The sequence below is a fragment of the Streptomyces sp. NBC_00122 genome, from assembly GCF_045160845.1.
Lineage (GTDB): Bacteria > Actinomycetota > Actinomycetes > Streptomycetales > Streptomycetaceae > Streptomyces.
Genome location: NZ_CP108191.1, coordinates 516,697 through 533,402 on the forward strand (window position 1 = coordinate 516,697; position 16,706 = coordinate 533,402).

15 protein-coding genes are annotated in these 16,706 nt (G+C 72.3%); 9 read left to right on the forward strand and 6 right to left on the reverse strand.

Annotated features, from left to right (window positions below):
• Nucleotides 1–10: 10 nt before the first annotated feature.
• Complete coding sequence (locus tag OG737_RS02400; protein WP_405921131.1) at nt 11–691, forward strand: M15 family metallopeptidase; 681 nt, start codon at nt 11–13, stop codon at nt 689–691.
• Here the strand turns inward: OG737_RS02400 and OG737_RS02405 are convergent.
• Nucleotides 666–1,760: an aminotransferase class I/II-fold pyridoxal phosphate-dependent enzyme gene (locus tag OG737_RS02405; protein WP_405921132.1), complete on the reverse strand. Its 1,095-nt coding sequence runs from the start codon at nt 1,758–1,760 to the stop codon at nt 666–668. The two genes, OG737_RS02400 and OG737_RS02405, sit on opposite strands and share 26 nt — an antisense overlap.
• Nucleotides 1,761–1,780: 20 nt before the next feature.
• On the opposite strand from OG737_RS02405, the gene OG737_RS02410 reads away from it, so the two are divergent.
• The 4 genes from OG737_RS02410 (at nt 1,781) to OG737_RS02425 (ending at nt 4,504) form a co-directional block, all read left to right on the forward strand.
• Nucleotides 1,781–2,044 (forward strand): LysR substrate-binding domain-containing protein, encoded by a 264-nt coding sequence (locus tag OG737_RS02410; RefSeq protein WP_328924465.1) that lies wholly within the window; start codon nt 1,781–1,783, stop codon nt 2,042–2,044.
• Nucleotides 2,045–2,114: 70 nt separating this feature from the next.
• Entirely contained in the window at nt 2,115–3,371 is a 1,257-nt protein-coding gene (locus OG737_RS02415) for a Gfo/Idh/MocA family protein (protein ID WP_405921133.1), read from the forward strand.
• 70 nt (nt 3,372–3,441) lie between these two features.
• Nucleotides 3,442–3,984: a hypothetical protein gene (locus OG737_RS02420; RefSeq protein ID WP_328924468.1), complete on the forward strand. Its 543-nt coding sequence runs from the start codon at nt 3,442–3,444 to the stop codon at nt 3,982–3,984.
• A 1-nt stretch (nt 3,985) separates the two neighbouring features.
• Nucleotides 3,986–4,504 (forward strand): hypothetical protein, encoded by a 519-nt coding sequence (locus OG737_RS02425; protein ID WP_405921134.1) that lies wholly within the window; start codon nt 3,986–3,988, stop codon nt 4,502–4,504.
• A gap of 71 nt (nt 4,505–4,575) precedes the next feature.
• On the opposite strand, the gene OG737_RS02430 is transcribed toward OG737_RS02425, so the two are convergent.
• Both OG737_RS02430 and OG737_RS02435 read right to left on the reverse strand, forming a co-directional pair.
• A complete protein-coding gene (locus tag OG737_RS02430; protein WP_328924470.1) occupies nt 4,576–5,976 on the reverse strand; it encodes an NADP-dependent succinic semialdehyde dehydrogenase in 1,401 nt (466 codons plus the stop codon).
• Between the two features lie 98 nt (nt 5,977–6,074).
• Nucleotides 6,075–6,314, reverse strand: a complete 240-nt coding sequence (locus OG737_RS02435; protein ID WP_405921135.1) for a hypothetical protein — start codon at nt 6,312–6,314, stop codon at nt 6,075–6,077.
• A 167-nt stretch (nt 6,315–6,481) separates the two neighbouring features.
• Here OG737_RS02435 and OG737_RS02440 point away from each other — a divergent pair, with 167 nt between their 5' ends.
• Nucleotides 6,482–8,545 carry a discoidin domain-containing protein gene (locus tag OG737_RS02440; RefSeq protein WP_328924472.1) on the forward strand — a complete coding sequence of 688 codons (2,064 nt, stop codon included), beginning with the start codon at nt 6,482–6,484 and terminating at the stop codon, nt 8,543–8,545.
• A 24-nt stretch (nt 8,546–8,569) separates the two neighbouring features.
• Complete coding sequence (locus tag OG737_RS02445; RefSeq protein WP_328924473.1) at nt 8,570–9,184, forward strand: TetR/AcrR family transcriptional regulator; 615 nt, start codon at nt 8,570–8,572, stop codon at nt 9,182–9,184.
• Here OG737_RS02445 and OG737_RS02450 read toward each other — a convergent pair.
• Nucleotides 9,181–11,589 carry a SpoIIE family protein phosphatase gene (locus tag OG737_RS02450; RefSeq protein WP_328924474.1) on the reverse strand — a complete coding sequence of 803 codons (2,409 nt, stop codon included), beginning with the start codon at nt 11,587–11,589 and terminating at the stop codon, nt 9,181–9,183. The genes OG737_RS02445 and OG737_RS02450 overlap by 4 nt on opposite strands.
• Before the next feature lie 68 nt (nt 11,590–11,657).
• Nucleotides 11,658–12,770 carry a glutamate--cysteine ligase gene (locus OG737_RS02455; protein WP_328924475.1) on the reverse strand — a complete coding sequence of 371 codons (1,113 nt, stop codon included), beginning with the start codon at nt 12,768–12,770 and terminating at the stop codon, nt 11,658–11,660.
• 352 nt (nt 12,771–13,122) lie between these two features.
• Between OG737_RS02455 and OG737_RS02460 the strand changes: the two genes are divergently transcribed.
• On the forward strand, nt 13,123–13,713 hold the full coding sequence (locus tag OG737_RS02460) for a type 1 glutamine amidotransferase domain-containing protein (protein ID WP_328924476.1): 591 nt from the start codon (nt 13,123–13,125) through the stop codon (nt 13,711–13,713).
• Nucleotides 13,714–13,779: 66 nt separating this feature from the next.
• Here OG737_RS02460 and OG737_RS02465 read toward each other — a convergent pair whose 3' ends face one another.
• Nucleotides 13,780–15,423, reverse strand: coding sequence for an FAD-dependent oxidoreductase (locus OG737_RS02465; RefSeq protein ID WP_405921136.1), 1,644 nt, complete (start codon nt 15,421–15,423; stop codon nt 13,780–13,782).
• Between the two features lie 148 nt (nt 15,424–15,571).
• Here OG737_RS02465 and OG737_RS02470 point away from each other — a divergent pair, with 148 nt between their 5' ends.
• Nucleotides 15,572–16,693 carry a SchA/CurD-like domain-containing protein gene (locus OG737_RS02470; RefSeq protein WP_328924478.1) on the forward strand — a complete coding sequence of 374 codons (1,122 nt, stop codon included), beginning with the start codon at nt 15,572–15,574 and terminating at the stop codon, nt 16,691–16,693.
• Nucleotides 16,694–16,706 lie beyond the last annotated feature (13 nt).

Below are 16,706 nucleotides of genomic sequence, written 5' to 3' on the forward strand. Positions count from 1 at the left end.
CGATCGGGCCATGAACGAGATCATCCTGATGGCCGATCCCAAGGTGTCCGCGATAGCCGTCCACGAACGCGGCGAGCCGCTCGTCGACGTACGCGAAGCCGGGCTCCTGCTGGTCGACCCGCGCAAGGCCGACGGGGCGGGCTGCTACGCCTTACTGCGGGAAGGCGTACTCCAACGACTGCTGCACGCCCAGGAGTTGCTCCCCGACGGCCTGCGCCTGCTGTTCGTCGAGGGCTACCGGCCGCCGGCTCTCCAGCGCCGGTACTTCGACGAGTACCTCAGCGGGCTGCGTGCCGGACGCCCGGACTTCCCGGAGGCGGAGCTGTACGCCCTGGCGAGCCGCTACGTGTCCCCGCCGGAGATCGCCCCGCACAGCGCGGGAGCGGCGGTGGACCTGACCCTCGCCGAGGAGGACGGGACGGAACTCGACCTCGGCACCCGCGTGAACGCCGACCCGGAGGAGAGCGCGGGCGCCTGCTACACGGACGCGCCGCACATCGGCCCCGCCGCCCGCGCGAACCGGGAGATCCTCGGCGCCGCCCTCGCCGCCGCCGGCCTGGTCAACTACCCCACGGAGTGGTGGCATTGGTCCTACGGGGACCGCTACTGGGCCCTCGCCACCGGTTCACCCACCGCCCTCTACGGCCCGGCCTCCCCGCCGCCCCTCAGCCGACGACCCGCAGGCGCGTGACACCCGGGTCGGCGGCGCCGCGGACGTGTCCGCCCGGCGCCGCCGCCGTGCGCTGGAGGAAGCACACCGTCTCCGCAGTGACGGTCTCGCCCGGCAGCACGTTGGGGATGCCCGGCGGGTAGGCGGCCAGGGTGTCGGCGGAGACCAGGCCGACCGCCTCGGCCGTCGGCACCAGCCGGGTGGGACCCATGAACGCTTCCCGGGCGGTGAGGCGCGTGGGCCCGGGCGCCGGCAGGGAGAGCCGCAGCGGTTCGTCGCCGGCGCCGCCGCCGCCGAGCGGGGACGGCAGGCTGTGCAGCGCCTCGACGAACCGGTCCGCGTCGGGGAAGGAGCCCGCCCCGACCACGGCGACGACCGCCGAATCGGTGGCCACCTCGACCATGACCCGGTGCTCGCGCGACAGCCGGCGCCGGGCCTCGTGGCCCGGGATCCCGCCCGCGCGGGTGTCGATGGCGATCCGTAGCGGATCGGCCGCCGCGATGTCGGGGAACCGGTCGAACCCGTCGCTGACGACGCGGAACCGGCCCAGGGCGCGGATCATTCCGCGGATCTTGTCGGCCGCCTCGACGGAGGCCCCGACGGCGTCACGGCCGGACGCCAGCGTCATCCGCGCGAGGTCCAGGGAAGCCAGGAGCAGGGCGCTCGCGCTGGTGGACTGGACGAGGCGGTGGGCACGCTCCACGAGGGGTTCGAGCAACTCGGCGAAGGGGCCGTGCCCCAGGTGCAGCATCGCGGACTGGGTGAGGCTGCCGGCCAGCTTGTGCGTGCTGGAGGTCACCAGGTCCGCGCCCTGCGAGAGCGCGCCGCCCGGCAGGTCCGGGTGGAATCCGAAGTGCGCGCCCCAGGCCTCGTCCACGATCAGCGGAACGCCCGCGGCGTGCGCCACGTCGGCGAGGGCGCGGATGTCGGCGACGGCGCCGAAATAGCTCGGTGAGACGACGTACGCCGCGGCCGCGTCGGGGTACCGGGCGAGGGTGTCGGCCAGGTCCGCCGCCGTCACCCCGTGGGCGATGCCCTGCTCCGTGTCGACGGAGGGGTGGACGAAGGCCGCTTCCAGCCCGGACAGCACCAGGCCGTCGACCGGTGCACGTGCTGCGCAGCGACGACTACGCCGTGGTCCAGGGCTTCGTCGCCGCGGGCACCGGCGTGGCGCTGGTGCCCCGGCTCGCGCTCGGAGCGCCACGCAAGGACCTCGTCGTACGCCCGTTGGAGGGTCCGCCGCTGGCCCGGGAGATCAGCGTCGCCGTACTGCGCCCGACCGCGTCCCGCAGCGCCCACGATCTGGTCGCCGCCCTGACCAGCCAGGCCTCGCGCATCACGGCGCAGTGGGCCCGGTCGGTCTTGTCCGGGTGATCCGGCATCGCTAGCCTCGGCGCCGGAAAGCGCTTTCCGGGCGCTCCCCGAGGCAGGGAAAGCGGGACCGATGCCCTCTGGAATCACGCTTGCCGTCGTCGGTGCCGGGGAACGCGGGACCGGGCACGCCCGCTGGGCGCTGGCCCATCCGGAGCGGGCCACGGTCGTCGCGGTGGCCGAGCCGCGCAAGGCCCGGCGGGAGCGGTTCGCGGCCGACCACGCTCTGGGGGCCGGGACCGCGGTGGACGACTGGCGGGTGCTGGCGGCCCGTGGCCGCGTCGCGGACGCGGTGCTGATCTGCACGCTGGACCGTGAACACCTTGAGCCGGTCCTGGCGTTCGCCGCACTCGGCTACCACATCATGCTGGAGAAGCCGATGGCGCTGACGGAGGACGAGTGCCGGCGCATCGTGGCCGCGGTCGAGGCGGCCGGGGTGATCCTCTCCGTGGGCCACATCCTGCGCTACACCCCGTACACACGGGCCCTGAAGCACGTCCTCGACTCCGGCAGGATCGGCGACGTCGTGAGCGTCCAGCATCTGGAGCCGGTCGGCTTCTGGCACCAGGCCCACTCGTTCGTGCGCGGCAACTGGCGGCGCGAGGACCAGGCCTCCTCCATGCTGATGGCGAAGTCCTGCCACGACCTGGACTGGCTGCAGTACGTGCTGGGCCGGCCGCCGGTACGCGTCTCCAGCTTCGGGCGGCTTTCGCACTTCCGGCCCGGGAACAGGCCCGCCGGCGCCGCCGACCGCTGCCTGGACTGCGCGGTGGAGGACACCTGTCCCTACTCCGCCAAGCGCGACTACGGCGACCGGCTCGCCCAGGGCAGGCACGGCTGGCCGCTCAGTGTGCTGATCGACGACTTCACCCCCCGGGCCCTGGAGACCGCGCTGCGGGAGGGCCCGTACGGCCGCTGCGTGTACGCGTGCGACAACGACGTGGTCGACCACCAGGTGGTGGCCATGGAGTTCGCCTCCGGGGCCACCGCCACCTTCACCATGACCGCGTTCACCGAGCAGGCGGACCGCCAGACCCGGATCTTCGGCACGCGCGGCGAACTGCGCGGGGACGGCAGGCGGTTGCGGGTCTACGATTTCCTGACCCGTACGGAGGAGGTCGTCGGCCTCGGCGCCGAGGGCCCGATGGACGCGGCGGGGGGCCACGGGGGCGGCGACGCCGGCCTGATGGACGCCTTCGTCGGGGCCGTGGCCACGGGGAACCCCGGCCTGGTGACGTCCGGCCCGCGCGCGTCGCTCACCAGTCACCTGACCGTGTTCGCCGCCGAACGCGCCCGACGCGACGGCACCGTCGAGGCCGTCCGGCCGTGAGTGTTTGCCGGGCGGCAGCGCGGGCAGCCGCGTGAACACACAGGGAAAGGCCCCGGAACGGAGGCCGGACATGTCGACAAACACCCTCATAGTGATCGTCGTGGCGGCGGTAGTGGTGCTCGCGCTCTGCCTGATGCTGTGGATGCTGGCGCGGCGACGGCACCTGCGCGGTCGATTCGGGCCCGAGTACGAGCGCACGGTCGAGGAGAAGGGCGGGAAGCTGGCCGCCGAGCGCGACCTGCGCGCCCGCGAGGACCGGCACGACCGGCTCGACCTCAAGGAACTGCCACCTGAACGCCGACGCCAGTACACCGAGGAGTGGAACGGCGTCCAGGAACACTTCGTGGACCGCCCGGAGGGTGCCGTCACCGAGGCCGACCAGCTGGTGACCCAGCTGATGCGCGAGCGCGGCTACCCCACCGACGGCTACAGCAGGCAGCTGCGCGACCTGTCGGTCGAGCACGGACGCACGCTGCAGCACTACCGCGCCGCCCACGACGTCCGGGAACGCAGCGGCGGCGGCGGACAGGCGACGACAGAGGAGCTCCGAGGGGCGATGGTGCACTACCGCGCCCTGTTCGAGGAGCTGCTCACCGATCAAAGGAGCCGGTGAGATGGAGACCCACGAGGAAAGGGAGGCCCCGGCCCGTGAGCCCGGCCTGACCACGGAAGACCTCGCCCACCCGGGCACGGCCGGCGAACGCGGCGCCTCACGCGACACCGCGGTCTACCCGGGAGAGGCCACCGCCACGGACGACGACGCGGCCGGAGACAGCCCGGTTGAAGCCGCCTCCGACGCCAACGCCGTCGGAGGCGGGACGGCGGAAGGCGAAGGCAAGGCTGAGGGCGAGGGCGAACGCGGCACCGAACCGCTCCTCGGCAGTGGGGAGGCGGAGGAGTACCGCGAGAAGTGGAGCGAGATCCAGGGCCGGTTCGTCGACGACCCGCAGGACGCGGTCAAGGCTGCGGACTCGCTGGTGGCAGAGGTCATGCAGAACCTGGCCGGTACCTTCGCCACGCACAAGCAGGGTCTGGAGAGCCAGTGGGACCGCGGTGAACAGGTAGCGACCGAGGACTTGCGGCTGGCGCTGCAGCACTACCGCTCGTTCTTCAACCGGCTGCTCAACACCTGAGCGGCGCGGACGGGCACTGCCGAGCCGGGCCCCGCCTCCGCTCGGCGGTGCCCGTCGCCCGGCGGTACGCCTCAGGCCGTGTCCGCCGCCTGCCAGATCGTGGTGATGTTGCAGAACTCCCGGATTCCGTGCCCGGACAGCTCGCGCCCGAATCCGGAGCGCTTGACCCCGCCGAAGGGAAGGGCCGGGTGCGAGGCGGTCATGCCGTTGACGAAGATGCCGCCCGCTTCGAGGTCTCGCGCGACGTGCGCGACGTCCTCCTCGCTGCGCGTCCAGACGTTCGAGCTGAGCCCGAAGGGGGTGTCGTTGGCCCGTTCGACGGCCTCCTCCAGGCTCCCGACCCGGTACAGGGTGGCGACGGGCCCGAACGCCTCCTCCTGGTCGATGCGCATGGCCGGGGTGACGTCCGCGAGGACCGTCGGCTCGTAGAACCAGCCGTTCGGGTGCCGGGGCGGGCGCCGCCCTCCGCACAGGACCGTGGCGCCGTGCCGTACGGCATCGTCCACCAGCTGCTCCAGGTCCTCCCGGCCCGATGCGGTGGCCAGCGGGCCGACGTCGGTGGACTCCTCCATCGGGTCGCCCATCGTGAGCGCCGCCATGCCGGCCGTGAAGCGCTCCGCGAACTCGTCGTGGACGTCGGTGTGGACGATGAAGCGCTTGGCGGCGATGCAGGACTGCCCGTTGTTCTGCACGCGGGCGGTCACGGCGGTACGGGCTGCCTTGTCGATGTCGGCCGAGGGCATCACGATGTACGGATCGCTGCCGCCGAGCTCCAGGACCGTCTTCTTGACCTCGTCCCCGGCGACGGACGCCACCGCGCGCCCGGCGGGCTCGCTGCCCGTCAGGGTGGCCGCGGCCACCCTCGGGTCGCGCAGTACGTCCTCCACGGCGGCCGAGCCGATGAGCAGGGTCTGGAAGCACCCGCGGGGGAACCCGGCCCGGTGGAAGAGTTCGCCCAGGTAGAGCGCGGTCTGGGGGACGTTCGAGGCGTGCTTGAGCAGGCCCACGTTGCCGGCCATGAGCGCCGGTGCGGCGAACCGTACGACCTGCCAGAGGGGGAAGTTCCACGGCATGACGGCGAGGATCACCCCGAGCGGCCGGTAGGTCACCCGGACGGCGGACGCGCCCGCGTCGCGCACGTCGACGGCGGCGGGGTGCTCGTCGGCGAGGAGGGACTCCGCGCGGCCGGCGTACCAGCGCATGGACTTGGCGCATTTGCTGGCCTCGGCCCGGGCCGCCGCCAGCGGCTTGCCCATTTCCGTGGTCATCGTCCGCGCGATGTCCTCCGTCTCCGCCTCCAGGAGCGCGGCCGCACGGGTCAGCAGCTCGCTCCGTTCTGCGAACGCGCTGCGGCGGTACGTGGACGCCGCCCGGGCGGCGTCCGCCAGGCAGCGCTCGATGCCCGCGGCGTCGAGTTCGTCGAAGGTGCGCAGCGTCTGGCCGGTCGTGGGGTTCACGGTGGCGATGGGCATGGTCGGACCTTCCTGCAGGGGGCCGCCTCCCATCGACCCTGCCCCGCGCGCCGGAGCCGCGCAACGCGAGCGGGTCCGCCGGGTTCCCGGGGCGGGGTCTAGGCCATCACGTCCTCGCAGGCGGCGCAGACCCGGTCCGCGTACTGCGCGGGGTACCAGGCGGCGCCGGGGTCCGCGGACGGCGTCCACGAGGCCGTTTCCATGGCGAACGTGTCCCTGCCGCAGAAGGTCCTCGGCCCGGGGACCGATGTGGTTCCCGGGGCGGCCGGCGCCGCGTGCACGCGCAGGACGGACTCGTCCGCCTGGTCGACCTCGTACACGACCACATTCCCGCTCATACCTAGACGGTAGGCGGCTGGAGTGCGGCCCGCGCGTTCTGACGATTCATCAGGTCACTTGTCCCAGACTCTTGACTCTGCTGTGGGCAGTCGCGATTCTCGTCCCCACGCTTGCGCGGGCCATGACAAGTCACGCGCCGTTTCCACCGACCCCGAAGGCGTGAGTGATGACCATGACTGCACAGTCGCACCACAGGCACAGGCCCCTAGCGGTGCTGTCGTTGCTCCTCGCCGTGGTGGCCATGGTGCTCGGCCCCGCGGCCAGCTCCTCGGCCGACCCGGGCTGGTGGAACCCGGTCGCACGCCCCGCGCCCGACTCCGGGATCAACGTGACGGGCGAACCCTTCCAGGGGACCGACGCACAGGGCCGGGTGCGCGGCTTCGTCGACGCGCACGACCACCTGATGTCCAACGAGGGCTTCGGCGGCCGGCTCATCTGCGGCAAGCCGTTCTCCGAACAGGGCATCACCGACGCGCTCAAGGACTGCCCCGAGCACTACCCCGACGGCACGCTCGCGATCTTCGACTTCATCACCAAGGGCGGCGACGGCAAGCACGACCCGAACGGCTGGCCGACCTTCAAGGACTGGCCCGCCCACGACTCGCTGACCCACCAGCAGAACTACTACGCCTGGGTCGAGCGGGCCTGGCGCGGCGGCCAGCGGGTGCTCGTCAACGACCTCGTCACCAACGGGGTGATCTGCTCGGTCTACTTCTTCAAGGACCGCGGCTGCGACGAGATGACCGCCATCCGCCTGGAGGCGCAGAAGTCGTACGACATGCAGGCCTACATCGACAAGATGTACGGCGGCCCGGGCAAGGGCTGGTTCCGGATCGTCACCGACTCCGCGCAGGCCCGCGAGGTCGTCAAGCAGGGCAAGCTGGCCGTCGTCCTCGGCGTCGAGACCTCCGAGCCGTTCGGCTGCAAGCAGATCCTGGACATCGCGCAGTGCAGCAAGGCCGACATCGACCGCGGCCTCGACGAGCTGTACAAGCTGGGCGTGCGCAGCATGTTCCTGTGCCACAAGTTCGACAACGCCCTGTGCGGGGTCCGCTTCGACCAGGGCGCCCTCGGTACGGCGATCAACGTGGGCCAGTTCCTGTCGACCGGCACCTTCTGGAAGACGGAGAAGTGCGCCGGCCCGCAGCACGACAACCCCATCGGCCTCGCGCCGGCCGCCTCGGCGGAGAAGCAGCTCCCGGCGGGCGTCGCGGTCCCCTCGTACGCGGCCGACGCGCAGTGCAACACCCGCGGTCTCACCGAGCTCGGCGACTACGCGGTGCGCGGCATGATGAAACGCAAGATGATGCTGGAGATCGACCACATGAGCGTCAAGGCCGCGGGCCAGGCCTTCGACATCCTGGAGTCCGAGTCGTACCCCGGCGTGATCTCCTCGCACAGCTGGATGGACATGGACTGGACCGAGCGGGTGTACCGCCTCGGCGGGTTCGTCGCCCAGTACATGGGCGGCGCGGAGGGATTCAGCGCGGAGGCCAAGCGGACCAACGCGCTGCGCGACAAGTACAACGTCGGCTACGGCTTCGGAACCGACATGAACGGCGTCGGCGGCTGGCCCGGCCCGCGCGGGGCCGACACCCCGAACCCGGTGCGCTACCCCTTCCGCAGCACCGACGGCGGCTCGGTCATCGACCGGCAGACGACCGGCGTGCGCACCTGGGACCTCAACACCGACGGCGCCGCGCACTACGGCCTGGTCCCCGACTGGATCGAGGACATCCGCAACGTCGGCGGCCAGGACGTCGTCGACGACCTGTTCAAGGGTGCCGAGTCCTACCTGACCACCTGGGGCTCGTCCGAGAAGCACAAGGCCGGGGTGAACCTCGCCGCCGGCTCCGCCACCTCGGCCTCGTCCGCCGAGTGGAACCCGTTCACCAGCTACGCACCCGGCCGGGCCGTGGACGGCAGCACGGGCACCCGCTGGGCCAGCGACTGGAGCGACGACCAGTGGCTCCAGGTCGACCTCGGGGCGGCGAGCCTGGTCAAGCGCGTCACCCTCGACTGGGAGCGCGCGTACGGGAAGTCGTACCGCATCGAGCTCTCGGCCGACGGCACGAACTGGCAGACCGCGTGGTCCACGACCACCGGTGACGGCGGCCTGGACACGGCGCTGTTCGCCGGCACCCCCGCCCGCTACGTACGGGTCCACGGGCTGGGGCGCGGCACCCAATGGGGCTACTCCCTGTACGAGGTCGGCGTGTACAGCAGCTGACCGCACGGAACCGGAAGGAACCCCATGGCACGGATGGCCTCGGCGGAGCGGCGCCGACAGCTGACCGAAGCGGCCATCCGTGCCATGACCCGGGACGGCGTCGCCCGGACGACGACCCGGTCCATCGCCGCCGAGGCCGGCGTGTCCCTGAGCGTCTTCCACTACTGCTTCGACTCCAAGCAGGTCCTGCTCGAATCGGTCATCGAGACGATCACCGCCCACTACATCACCGTGGTGAAGGAGGCGATCCAGCCGAAGGCCACCCTCCGGGAGACCGTCCGGGCCGGGTTCCAGGCGTACTGGGACCACGTGGCGGCCAACCCGGGCGAGCACATGCTCACCTACGAGCTCACCCAGTACGCGCTGCGCCAGCCGGGCTTCGAGCACCTGGCCCGGCGGCAGTACGAGCTGTACGCCGAGACCTACACCGGACTCGTCGAACAGCTGCGCCACACCATGGGCTTCGAACTGCGCATCCCGGTCCCCGCGCTGGCCCGCTACCTGGCGGCCATGACCGACGGGCTGACGCTGAGCCTGCTGGTCCTCGGCCAGGACGCGGCCTCGGCGGACATCCTCGACACGCTCACCGACCACGTCGCCGGCCTCGTCGGCGACCACGCCCCGCAGGACATCCTCTAGCTCTCGTCCGGAACGTGGATGTCCAGGGCGCAGATGTCGTCCCGGTGCCCCTGGCGCCGGGCGGCCAGGGTGCGGGCGAGGGTTTCGCCCCGGCCCTCCTCCAGGAGCCGCCGGGCGGTCCCGGCGAGCCGGGCGAGTCCCTCGTCGAGGTCCTCCCCCGGTTCCTCGACGAGCCCGTCGGTGTAGAGCACGAGGTGGTCGCCGGGTTCCAGGCCGAGGGTGCTCTGCGCGTAGACGGAGTCGAAGCCGGCCCCGAGGAGGCTGCCCGTCGGCAGGGGGAGGAACCTCGCCTCGCCGCCGCGGATCAGCAGGGGCGGCAGGTGCCCGGCCCGTACCCAGGTCAGGCGGCGGTCCCAGGGCTGGTAGCGGCCCATGATCATGGTGGCGGTGGCCCCGTAGGTGTCCCTGGCGGTGTGCAGCAGGAGGGTGTTGAGCCTGCTCAGTACGTCGGGCAGCGCCGAGCCGGTGACGGCCATGCCCTTGGCGGTGAAGCGGAGCTGGGCCATGGTGGCGACGGCGTCCAGGCCGTGGCCGGCGACGTCGCCGACGACGAAGAGCGCGCTCCTGTCGGGGAGTTCGATGGCGCTGTACCAGTCACCGCCGACGTTGACCCCGCTCTCGGAGGGTACGTAGGCGACGTCGATGCACAGGCCGGCGAGCTCCAGGGACTGCTCGGGGATGGGCAGCAGCGCGTGCTGGAGCCGGGCGGCGAGGGTGCGTTCGGCCTGCAACATGCCGCGCTCCACGAGGACGGCGCGCTCGCTCTCGCGCAGGGCCAGTTCGATGTCCCGCAACGCGGTGACGTTCTGGAAGAAGCCGTGCACCTCGACCGGGGTGCCGTCCGCGTCGGTCTGCGCCTCGGCGAAGATCCGCAGGTGCCGTACCCCGTCGGTGGTGGTGACGCGGAACGGCAGGTCTACCGGGGCTCCGTCGCGCAGCAGCCGCTTCACGGCCGCGCCCAGCCGCGCGAGGTCGTCGGGTACGACGTGCCGGGGCAGTTCCTTCAGCCCGATCGGACCCAGCGCGGGATCTCGGTCGAAGATCGCGTAGACCTGCTCGGACCAGGTGATGGTGTTCGTCGCCAGATGCCAGGCGGCCCATCCGAGGTTGCCCAGGCGCTGCATGTCGTCCAGCCGGCGGGCCTCGCGCTCGCTGGAGTCGTGGCGGACCCAGGAGACGACCAGGCGGGCCCCCAGCCGGGTGGCCCGGACGGAGTAGGTGGACTGCCGGGGAACTCCGGCGGTGACCTCCTCGTAGACGAAGGGCTCACCTTCGTAGACGGTTCCGGTGCTCAGCGTGTCCAGGTAGCCCTCCCACAGGGCCGTTCCCGCCACCGTGGGGTAGGTCTCCAGGATGCGGCGGCCCACGAGCTCCTTGCCCCGCCGTCCGGCCACGTCGACCGATTCCGGCGCCGCCGCGTCGATCCGGTAGTCCTCCACCTCTCCCGTCCCGGAGCGCAGTGGGGTGAGCAGTACCGCGGTTTCGGACATCGCGTCCAGGATCCGCTGGACGGCTTCCACCTCGCCCGGCTCGCCGGGGTCCGGCGGGCGCCCGATGTGGCGCAGGGGGGCCGCGCACAGCCGTACGGCACGGAGCAGCAGGGCCCGGGTGTCGGCGTCGAAGGGGGTCTGCCGGGTCCGGAAGAACCCGATGGCGGCCGTCACCGGGCGGTGGCCGGGTACCGGGAGCCAGGCGCGCGTCGGCCACAGACCGGGTGGATCGCCGATGAGGTGGTAGCGGATGCCGTCCCGCGCCGGATCCTCGAGCCAGAGCGGCTGCCCGCCGTCGATGGCCTCCAGGGCGGCCAATCCGCTCAGCGGCGGGACATGGTGCCACTGCGCGGCCAGTTCGTCGCCGACGCCGGCGTGTCCGGCCAGTTCCAGGCTCCCGGCGGGCGCCACGGCGTAGATCATCACGCCGTCCACACCTGCGGGGTCGGCGAGTGCGGACCGCAGCAGCCCGGCGACGTCGTCGGGGCCGTGCGCACCGGCCAGGCCGTCGGCCAGCCGGGCCAGGACCGCCCGGTGCCCGGCGCCGCCGTGGCCCGCGGCGGAGTGGCGGTCCGTGCCCGAAGCCGGGGGGCCCGGCTCGGAGGACGGGCAGGCCTGCGCGGCGGGGACGGGGGGCGACGCTGGACCGGCGGGGATCCGGCCCAGCGTGATCCAGCACTCCTCCATGAGCGTCCGCTGCCCCTGCGCGGCGCGGCGCAGCAGCGTCTCGTACGCCACGTCCTCCGACAGGCCCTCCAGGGCCATCAGCACGCCCTTGGCGCGCTCCAGGACGGCCGTGGTCGAAGCGAGACCCTCCAGGCCCACGACTTCCGCGCGCAGCTTGGCCACGACCCTGGCCAGTGCGAGCACCTCGGGCACGGCGCCGTCGCCCGGAGGCGCGGTATCGCTCGTCATGCTCCGAGCATGTCACGACTCGGGGCCCGTCACGGGCCGGAACCCATGACGGGCTGGGGGCCGAAGGGTCAGCCCGCGAGGGGGGCGGCGGCTGCCGTGCCCACCACGAGGCTGTCGACGACCCCCCGCAGGCTGCCCGTGCGTCTCAGGGCCGCCCGCTGACGGCTCGCGCCGGTGCCCTGGCGGCGCAGGTCGTCCCACAGGGATTCCACGGCGTACAGGTCACCGGCCGCCGCGAGCCCGGGTGCGGCGCGCTCCAGCAGCCGCTCGACGAGCAGGGCGGCGGGCCGTTCCAGGCCGCTCACCGGGTCGAGGCCCAGTCCGTCGATGCCGTGCTCCGCGGCCATCTCGTGGGCCCTGCGCAGCGTGGCCGTCGCGGGTTGGGGCGGCGGCACGTCGGCGTCCGCTTCGGCGAGGAGCGTCCCGGCGAGACCGCGTACGAGTGCGGCCAGCAGGACGACCGTGTCCACGTCGGCGTTGACGTCGGCGATCCGGAACTCCAGCGTCGGCACGTGCTCGGAGGGCCGGGCGTACCAATAGAGCATGCGGCGGTCGAGCAGCACTCCGGAGCCGACCATGCCGTCGACGTATTCCAGGTACCGGGGCTCGTCCAGCAGCGGGGGCGGTCCCACGGTGGGCCAGGCGGAGAAGGCGACCGACCGCCAGCTGTCGAAGCCCGTGTCACGGCCGCATTCGACGGGGGAATTCCCGGTCAGCGACTGGAGCACCGGCAGCCAGGGGCGTATGTGGTTCGAGAGGGCCAGCGCGCGCTTGCGGTCCAGGGCGCCGACGTGCACGTGGCATCCGCAGACCATGCGGGAGGGGCCGACGAGGGAGGCGAACCGGCGGGCCATGCGACGGTAGCGTTCGTTGTCGGTGACCGTCAGCGGCTCCTGCGGAGCGATCACCGGGACCCCCGAGGCCACCAGCAGGCAGCCCACCTCGCTCGCGCTCGGTGCGACGGTCCCCCGCAGCCGTACCAACTGCTCGCGCAGGTCCGCGCGGTCGGCGGTCGGCACGGTGCAGACCTCCACCTGCGCGTTGTAGAACTCCGCCTGGACCTGCTCGCCCATCAGGCCCTCGAGGGCGCTGATCACCTTGGGCGCGCGGTTCACCGGCGCCCTGCTGACCCGGTCGACCAGCAGGTACTCCTCCTCGACACCCATGGTCAGAACGTCCATCGGCTCTCCTGTTCAGAAAGTACCCGGCGCCTACTCCTGCCTCCCCTCGCTTCATCGTCCCAGTACACCTTCCGATCGGCCCGCCCGCACATGAGCGGCCCTCGGCCGGGCAGGGGCAGGGGGCAGCGCAGAGGCCGTACGGACAGCGAGTACGGCCGAAACCCGAGGTGAGCCGTATGGACTGGTCGAGCGAACCGGAGCCCGAGGGCCCCGGTCCCACCCCCGAGAGCCCCGATCCGGTACCCCGCGATCCGCAGCCGCCCCCGGCTCCCGGCCGCCCGGCTCCGGGCGCGCCGCCTCCCGACGAGCCGCCGGCGGTCCCGGAACCCCCTGACTGAAGGAGATGAACCCGGTGCGCATCGCCTTTCTCATGGCGCCCGAAGGCGTCGAGGAGATCGAACTCACCGAGCCCTGGAAAGCCGCACTGGCGGCGGGCTGGAACCCTCAGCTGGTCTCCACGAGAGCCGGCCGGATCCGCGCCTACCACCATCTCGAAAAGGCGGGAACCTACCCCGTCGACCACGTCCTCGCCGGGGACACGTCGGACGCCTTCGACGCGCTCGTCCTGCCCGGCGGGGTCGCCAACCCGGACGCCCTGCGACTGAACGCGCGGGCCGTCGCCTTCACGCGCAGCTTCTTCGAGGCCGGAAAGCCCGTCGCCGCGATCTGCCACGCCCCGTGGACCCTGGTGGAGGCCGACGTCGTACGGGGCCGCACGCTCACCTCGTGGCCGAGCCTGGCGACCGACATCCGCAACGCGGGCGGCACCTGGGTGGACGAGGAGGTGCACGTCTGCCGCGAGGCGCCGGGCACGCTGATCACCAGCCGCAAGCCGGGTGACCTGGACGTCTTCTGCGCCACGTTCGTCAAGGAGTTCGGCGCCGGCTGGCCGGTCTTCGTGCGGCCCGCGGACGCTGAGCCTGCCTCGGCCCGCGACGCCTGACCGGCGAAGAGAGACCGGCCCCGCGCACCGCCGCGGGGGCGGTGCGCGGGGCCGGGTGCCGGTCGGTCAGGACAGGTACAGCAGCGCGCTCAGGACCTCGTGCAGGACGGCTTCGGGATCGGCCACGGCTTCCGCCGAGCGCCAGGCCACGAAGCCGTCAGGGCGTACGACGACCGCCCCGGTCTTCGTCGTGCCGTGGACCTCAGCCCAGTCGGCGCCCTCCTCCGTGGCCAGGTCGGCCTCGGGGCTGGTGCCGATCGCGTACGCGTCCAGGCCCACGCCCAGCTGCCCGGCGGCGGACCGCGCCGCCGCCCGCCAGGGGGTGCCCTCGGAGCTGAGCAGCACGAACGACCGCTCGTAGAGGTCCACCGTGGACGTCCGCCCGCCGGGCCCCCGCAGCCACATGTGCGGCGCGCGCGTGCCCGGCTCGCCGGTCAGCCGCATCCGTTCGGGCACGACGGGCAGTTCCGGGTCGGTGCCCAGGACGGCGCCCAGGTTGTAGCGGTAGCCCATGGCGACGGAGAGGACCCCGCCCCCTGGCCGGCCGCCGCCGCGCGGCGCCGGGGCGGCCTCGGGTTCGTACCCCGGGTGGCTGTGTTCCGCCGAGCGGGCCGAGGCGCGCTCGCTCGTCGCCCTGGCGACGGGCAGCCGCTCGGCCTCGTAGGTCTGCAGCAGTCGCGGACCCGCCGAGCCGTTCAGCACGGCGGCGAGCTTCCAGGCGAGGTTGTGGGCGTCCTGGATCCCGGTGTTCGAGCCGAACGCCCCGGTGGGGGACATCTCGTGGGCGGAGTCGCCCGCGAGGAAGACCCGCCCGGTCCCGTACCGTTCGGCGACGCGCTCGGCGGCGTGCCACGGGGCCTTCCCGGTGATCTCGATGTCCAGGTCGGGCGCGCCGACGGCCCGCCGGATGTGCTCGGCGCAGCGCTCGTCGGTGAAGTCGTCGATCGTCTCGCCCCGGTCGGGGTGCCAGGGCGCGTGGAAGACCCACCGCTCGCGGTTGTCGACGGGGAGCAGGGCCCCGTCCGCGCCGGGCTTGGTCAGGTAGCACACGATGAAGCGCCGCTCGCCGACCACTTCCGCGAGTCCGCGGGACCGGAAGGTGACGCTCACGTTGTGGAACAGGTCGCCGTGGCCGCTCTGGCCGATGCCGAGCTGCTCCCGGACGGGGCTGCGCGGCCCGTCCGCGGCGACGAGGTAGTCGGCGCGGACGGTGCTGTGCTCCCCGGTTTCCCGGTTCTTCACGATCGCGGTCACACCGGTGTCGTCGGGGTCGAAGGAGAGGAGTTCGGTGGAGAACCGCAGGTCCGCCCCGAGCTCGGGGGTCACCGACATCAGCACCGGCTCGATGTCGTTCTGGCTGCACAGGCACCACGCCGCCGGGCTGAATCGGGCGAGCGCACCCCCCGGGTCGATCTCTTCGAACAGCCACTCCAGGTCGTCACCGGTCAGCGAGCCGCCCTGCATGATGCCGTGATTGTCCGCCAGGACCGAGGCGGCCTCACGGATCCGGTCCTCCACGCCGGCGACTCGGAACAGCTCCATGGTCCGTACGTTGATCCCGCGTCCGCGCGGGTGCATCGAGGTGCCCGCATGCTTCTCGACCAGCATGTGCCTGATGCCGTGCCGGCCCAGAAATAGCGAGGTGCACAGGCCCACCAGCGAGCCGCCCACGATGAGGACCGGGACGCGGTGGTCGACGTTTTCCTTCATGGCACTTCTCATGCCCTGCGCGAGGGGCGTTCCCTCGCCCGTTCACCCGCATGGATCTCTCCTCTCGCGCCGATGGCAGTACCGGACCACGATCGGTTCGGGTGGCGCCGCCCCGTGGCGACCGCGATGTCTCGAAGGAGTGTGAACGATGACGACCTTGTCGGAACGGATATCCCAGTCCGCCTTCGACGGCGCGAGGCTTCGCGTCGTGCTGCTGCTGGACCTGTACGACGGGGCTCAGAATCAGTTCCTGGAGGTCTACGAGCACATGCGTCGGCAGGTGTCGTCCGTCCCCGGACACATCAGCGACGAGTTGTGCCAGTCCATCGAGAACCCCTCGCAGTGGCTCATCACCAGCGAATGGGAGAGCGCACCGCGCTTCCTGTCCTGGCTGAACAGCGAGGAGCACGTCGCGATGGTCAAGCCGCTGCACGACTGCGTGCGCGACACCCGCTCGCTGCGGTTCAACGTGCTGCGGAAGACCAGCAGGTCCTCCGTACCGGACAGACCGGCCGAACCGGGCCCGATCGCCTCCGCTCCCCGGCGGGGGGACGGCGTCGTGCGCCATGCGCTCACCTTCACCGTGAAGCCTGGCAGCGAGGCCGTCGTCGCCGAGCTGCTGGCGGGGTACTGCTCCCCGCAGGCCCAGGTGGACGAGAAGACCAGGCTGCGCCGTACGTCCCTCTTCATGCACGGGAACCGGGTCGTACGGGCCGTCGAGGTGGAGGGCGACCTCCTGGCAGCCTTGCGCCATGTGGCCGGACAGCCCGAGGTCAGGGCCCTGGAGGCAGCCCTCAATCCGTACCTGGAGCAGGACCGGGACCTCAGCGACCCCGGATCCGCCCGGATGTTCTTCACCCGGGCGGCGCTCCCCGCGGTGCACCACGTGTCGTCCGGTGGGCCAGAGCCCGAAGACGTGCGGCGGCGCGCGCTGTTCTATCCCGCCAAGGACGGGTGCGGCATGGCACTCGCGCGGCTGCTGGCCGGACAGGACGAGGCCGCCGTGGGCGATCCCGCGAGCCCCATCGTGGCCAGCACCGTCTTCCAGCGCGACGACTTCGTCGTCCGGCTGCTCGACATGCACGGCAAGCTCGACGCCCGGCCAGCTCTGGCGGCCGGTGTCGAGGGCGACCACAAGGCGGCCGTGCTCGCCCGGCTGCTCGACAGCGCCACGGACGGTGTCCCCACGACCGACGAGGAGATCTCCCAGTTCCTGGAACGTTCCGAAATGAGTCTGATCACCGACCGGCGTCCGCCGGCGCGAGCTTGAGGAGAGGTCTGTC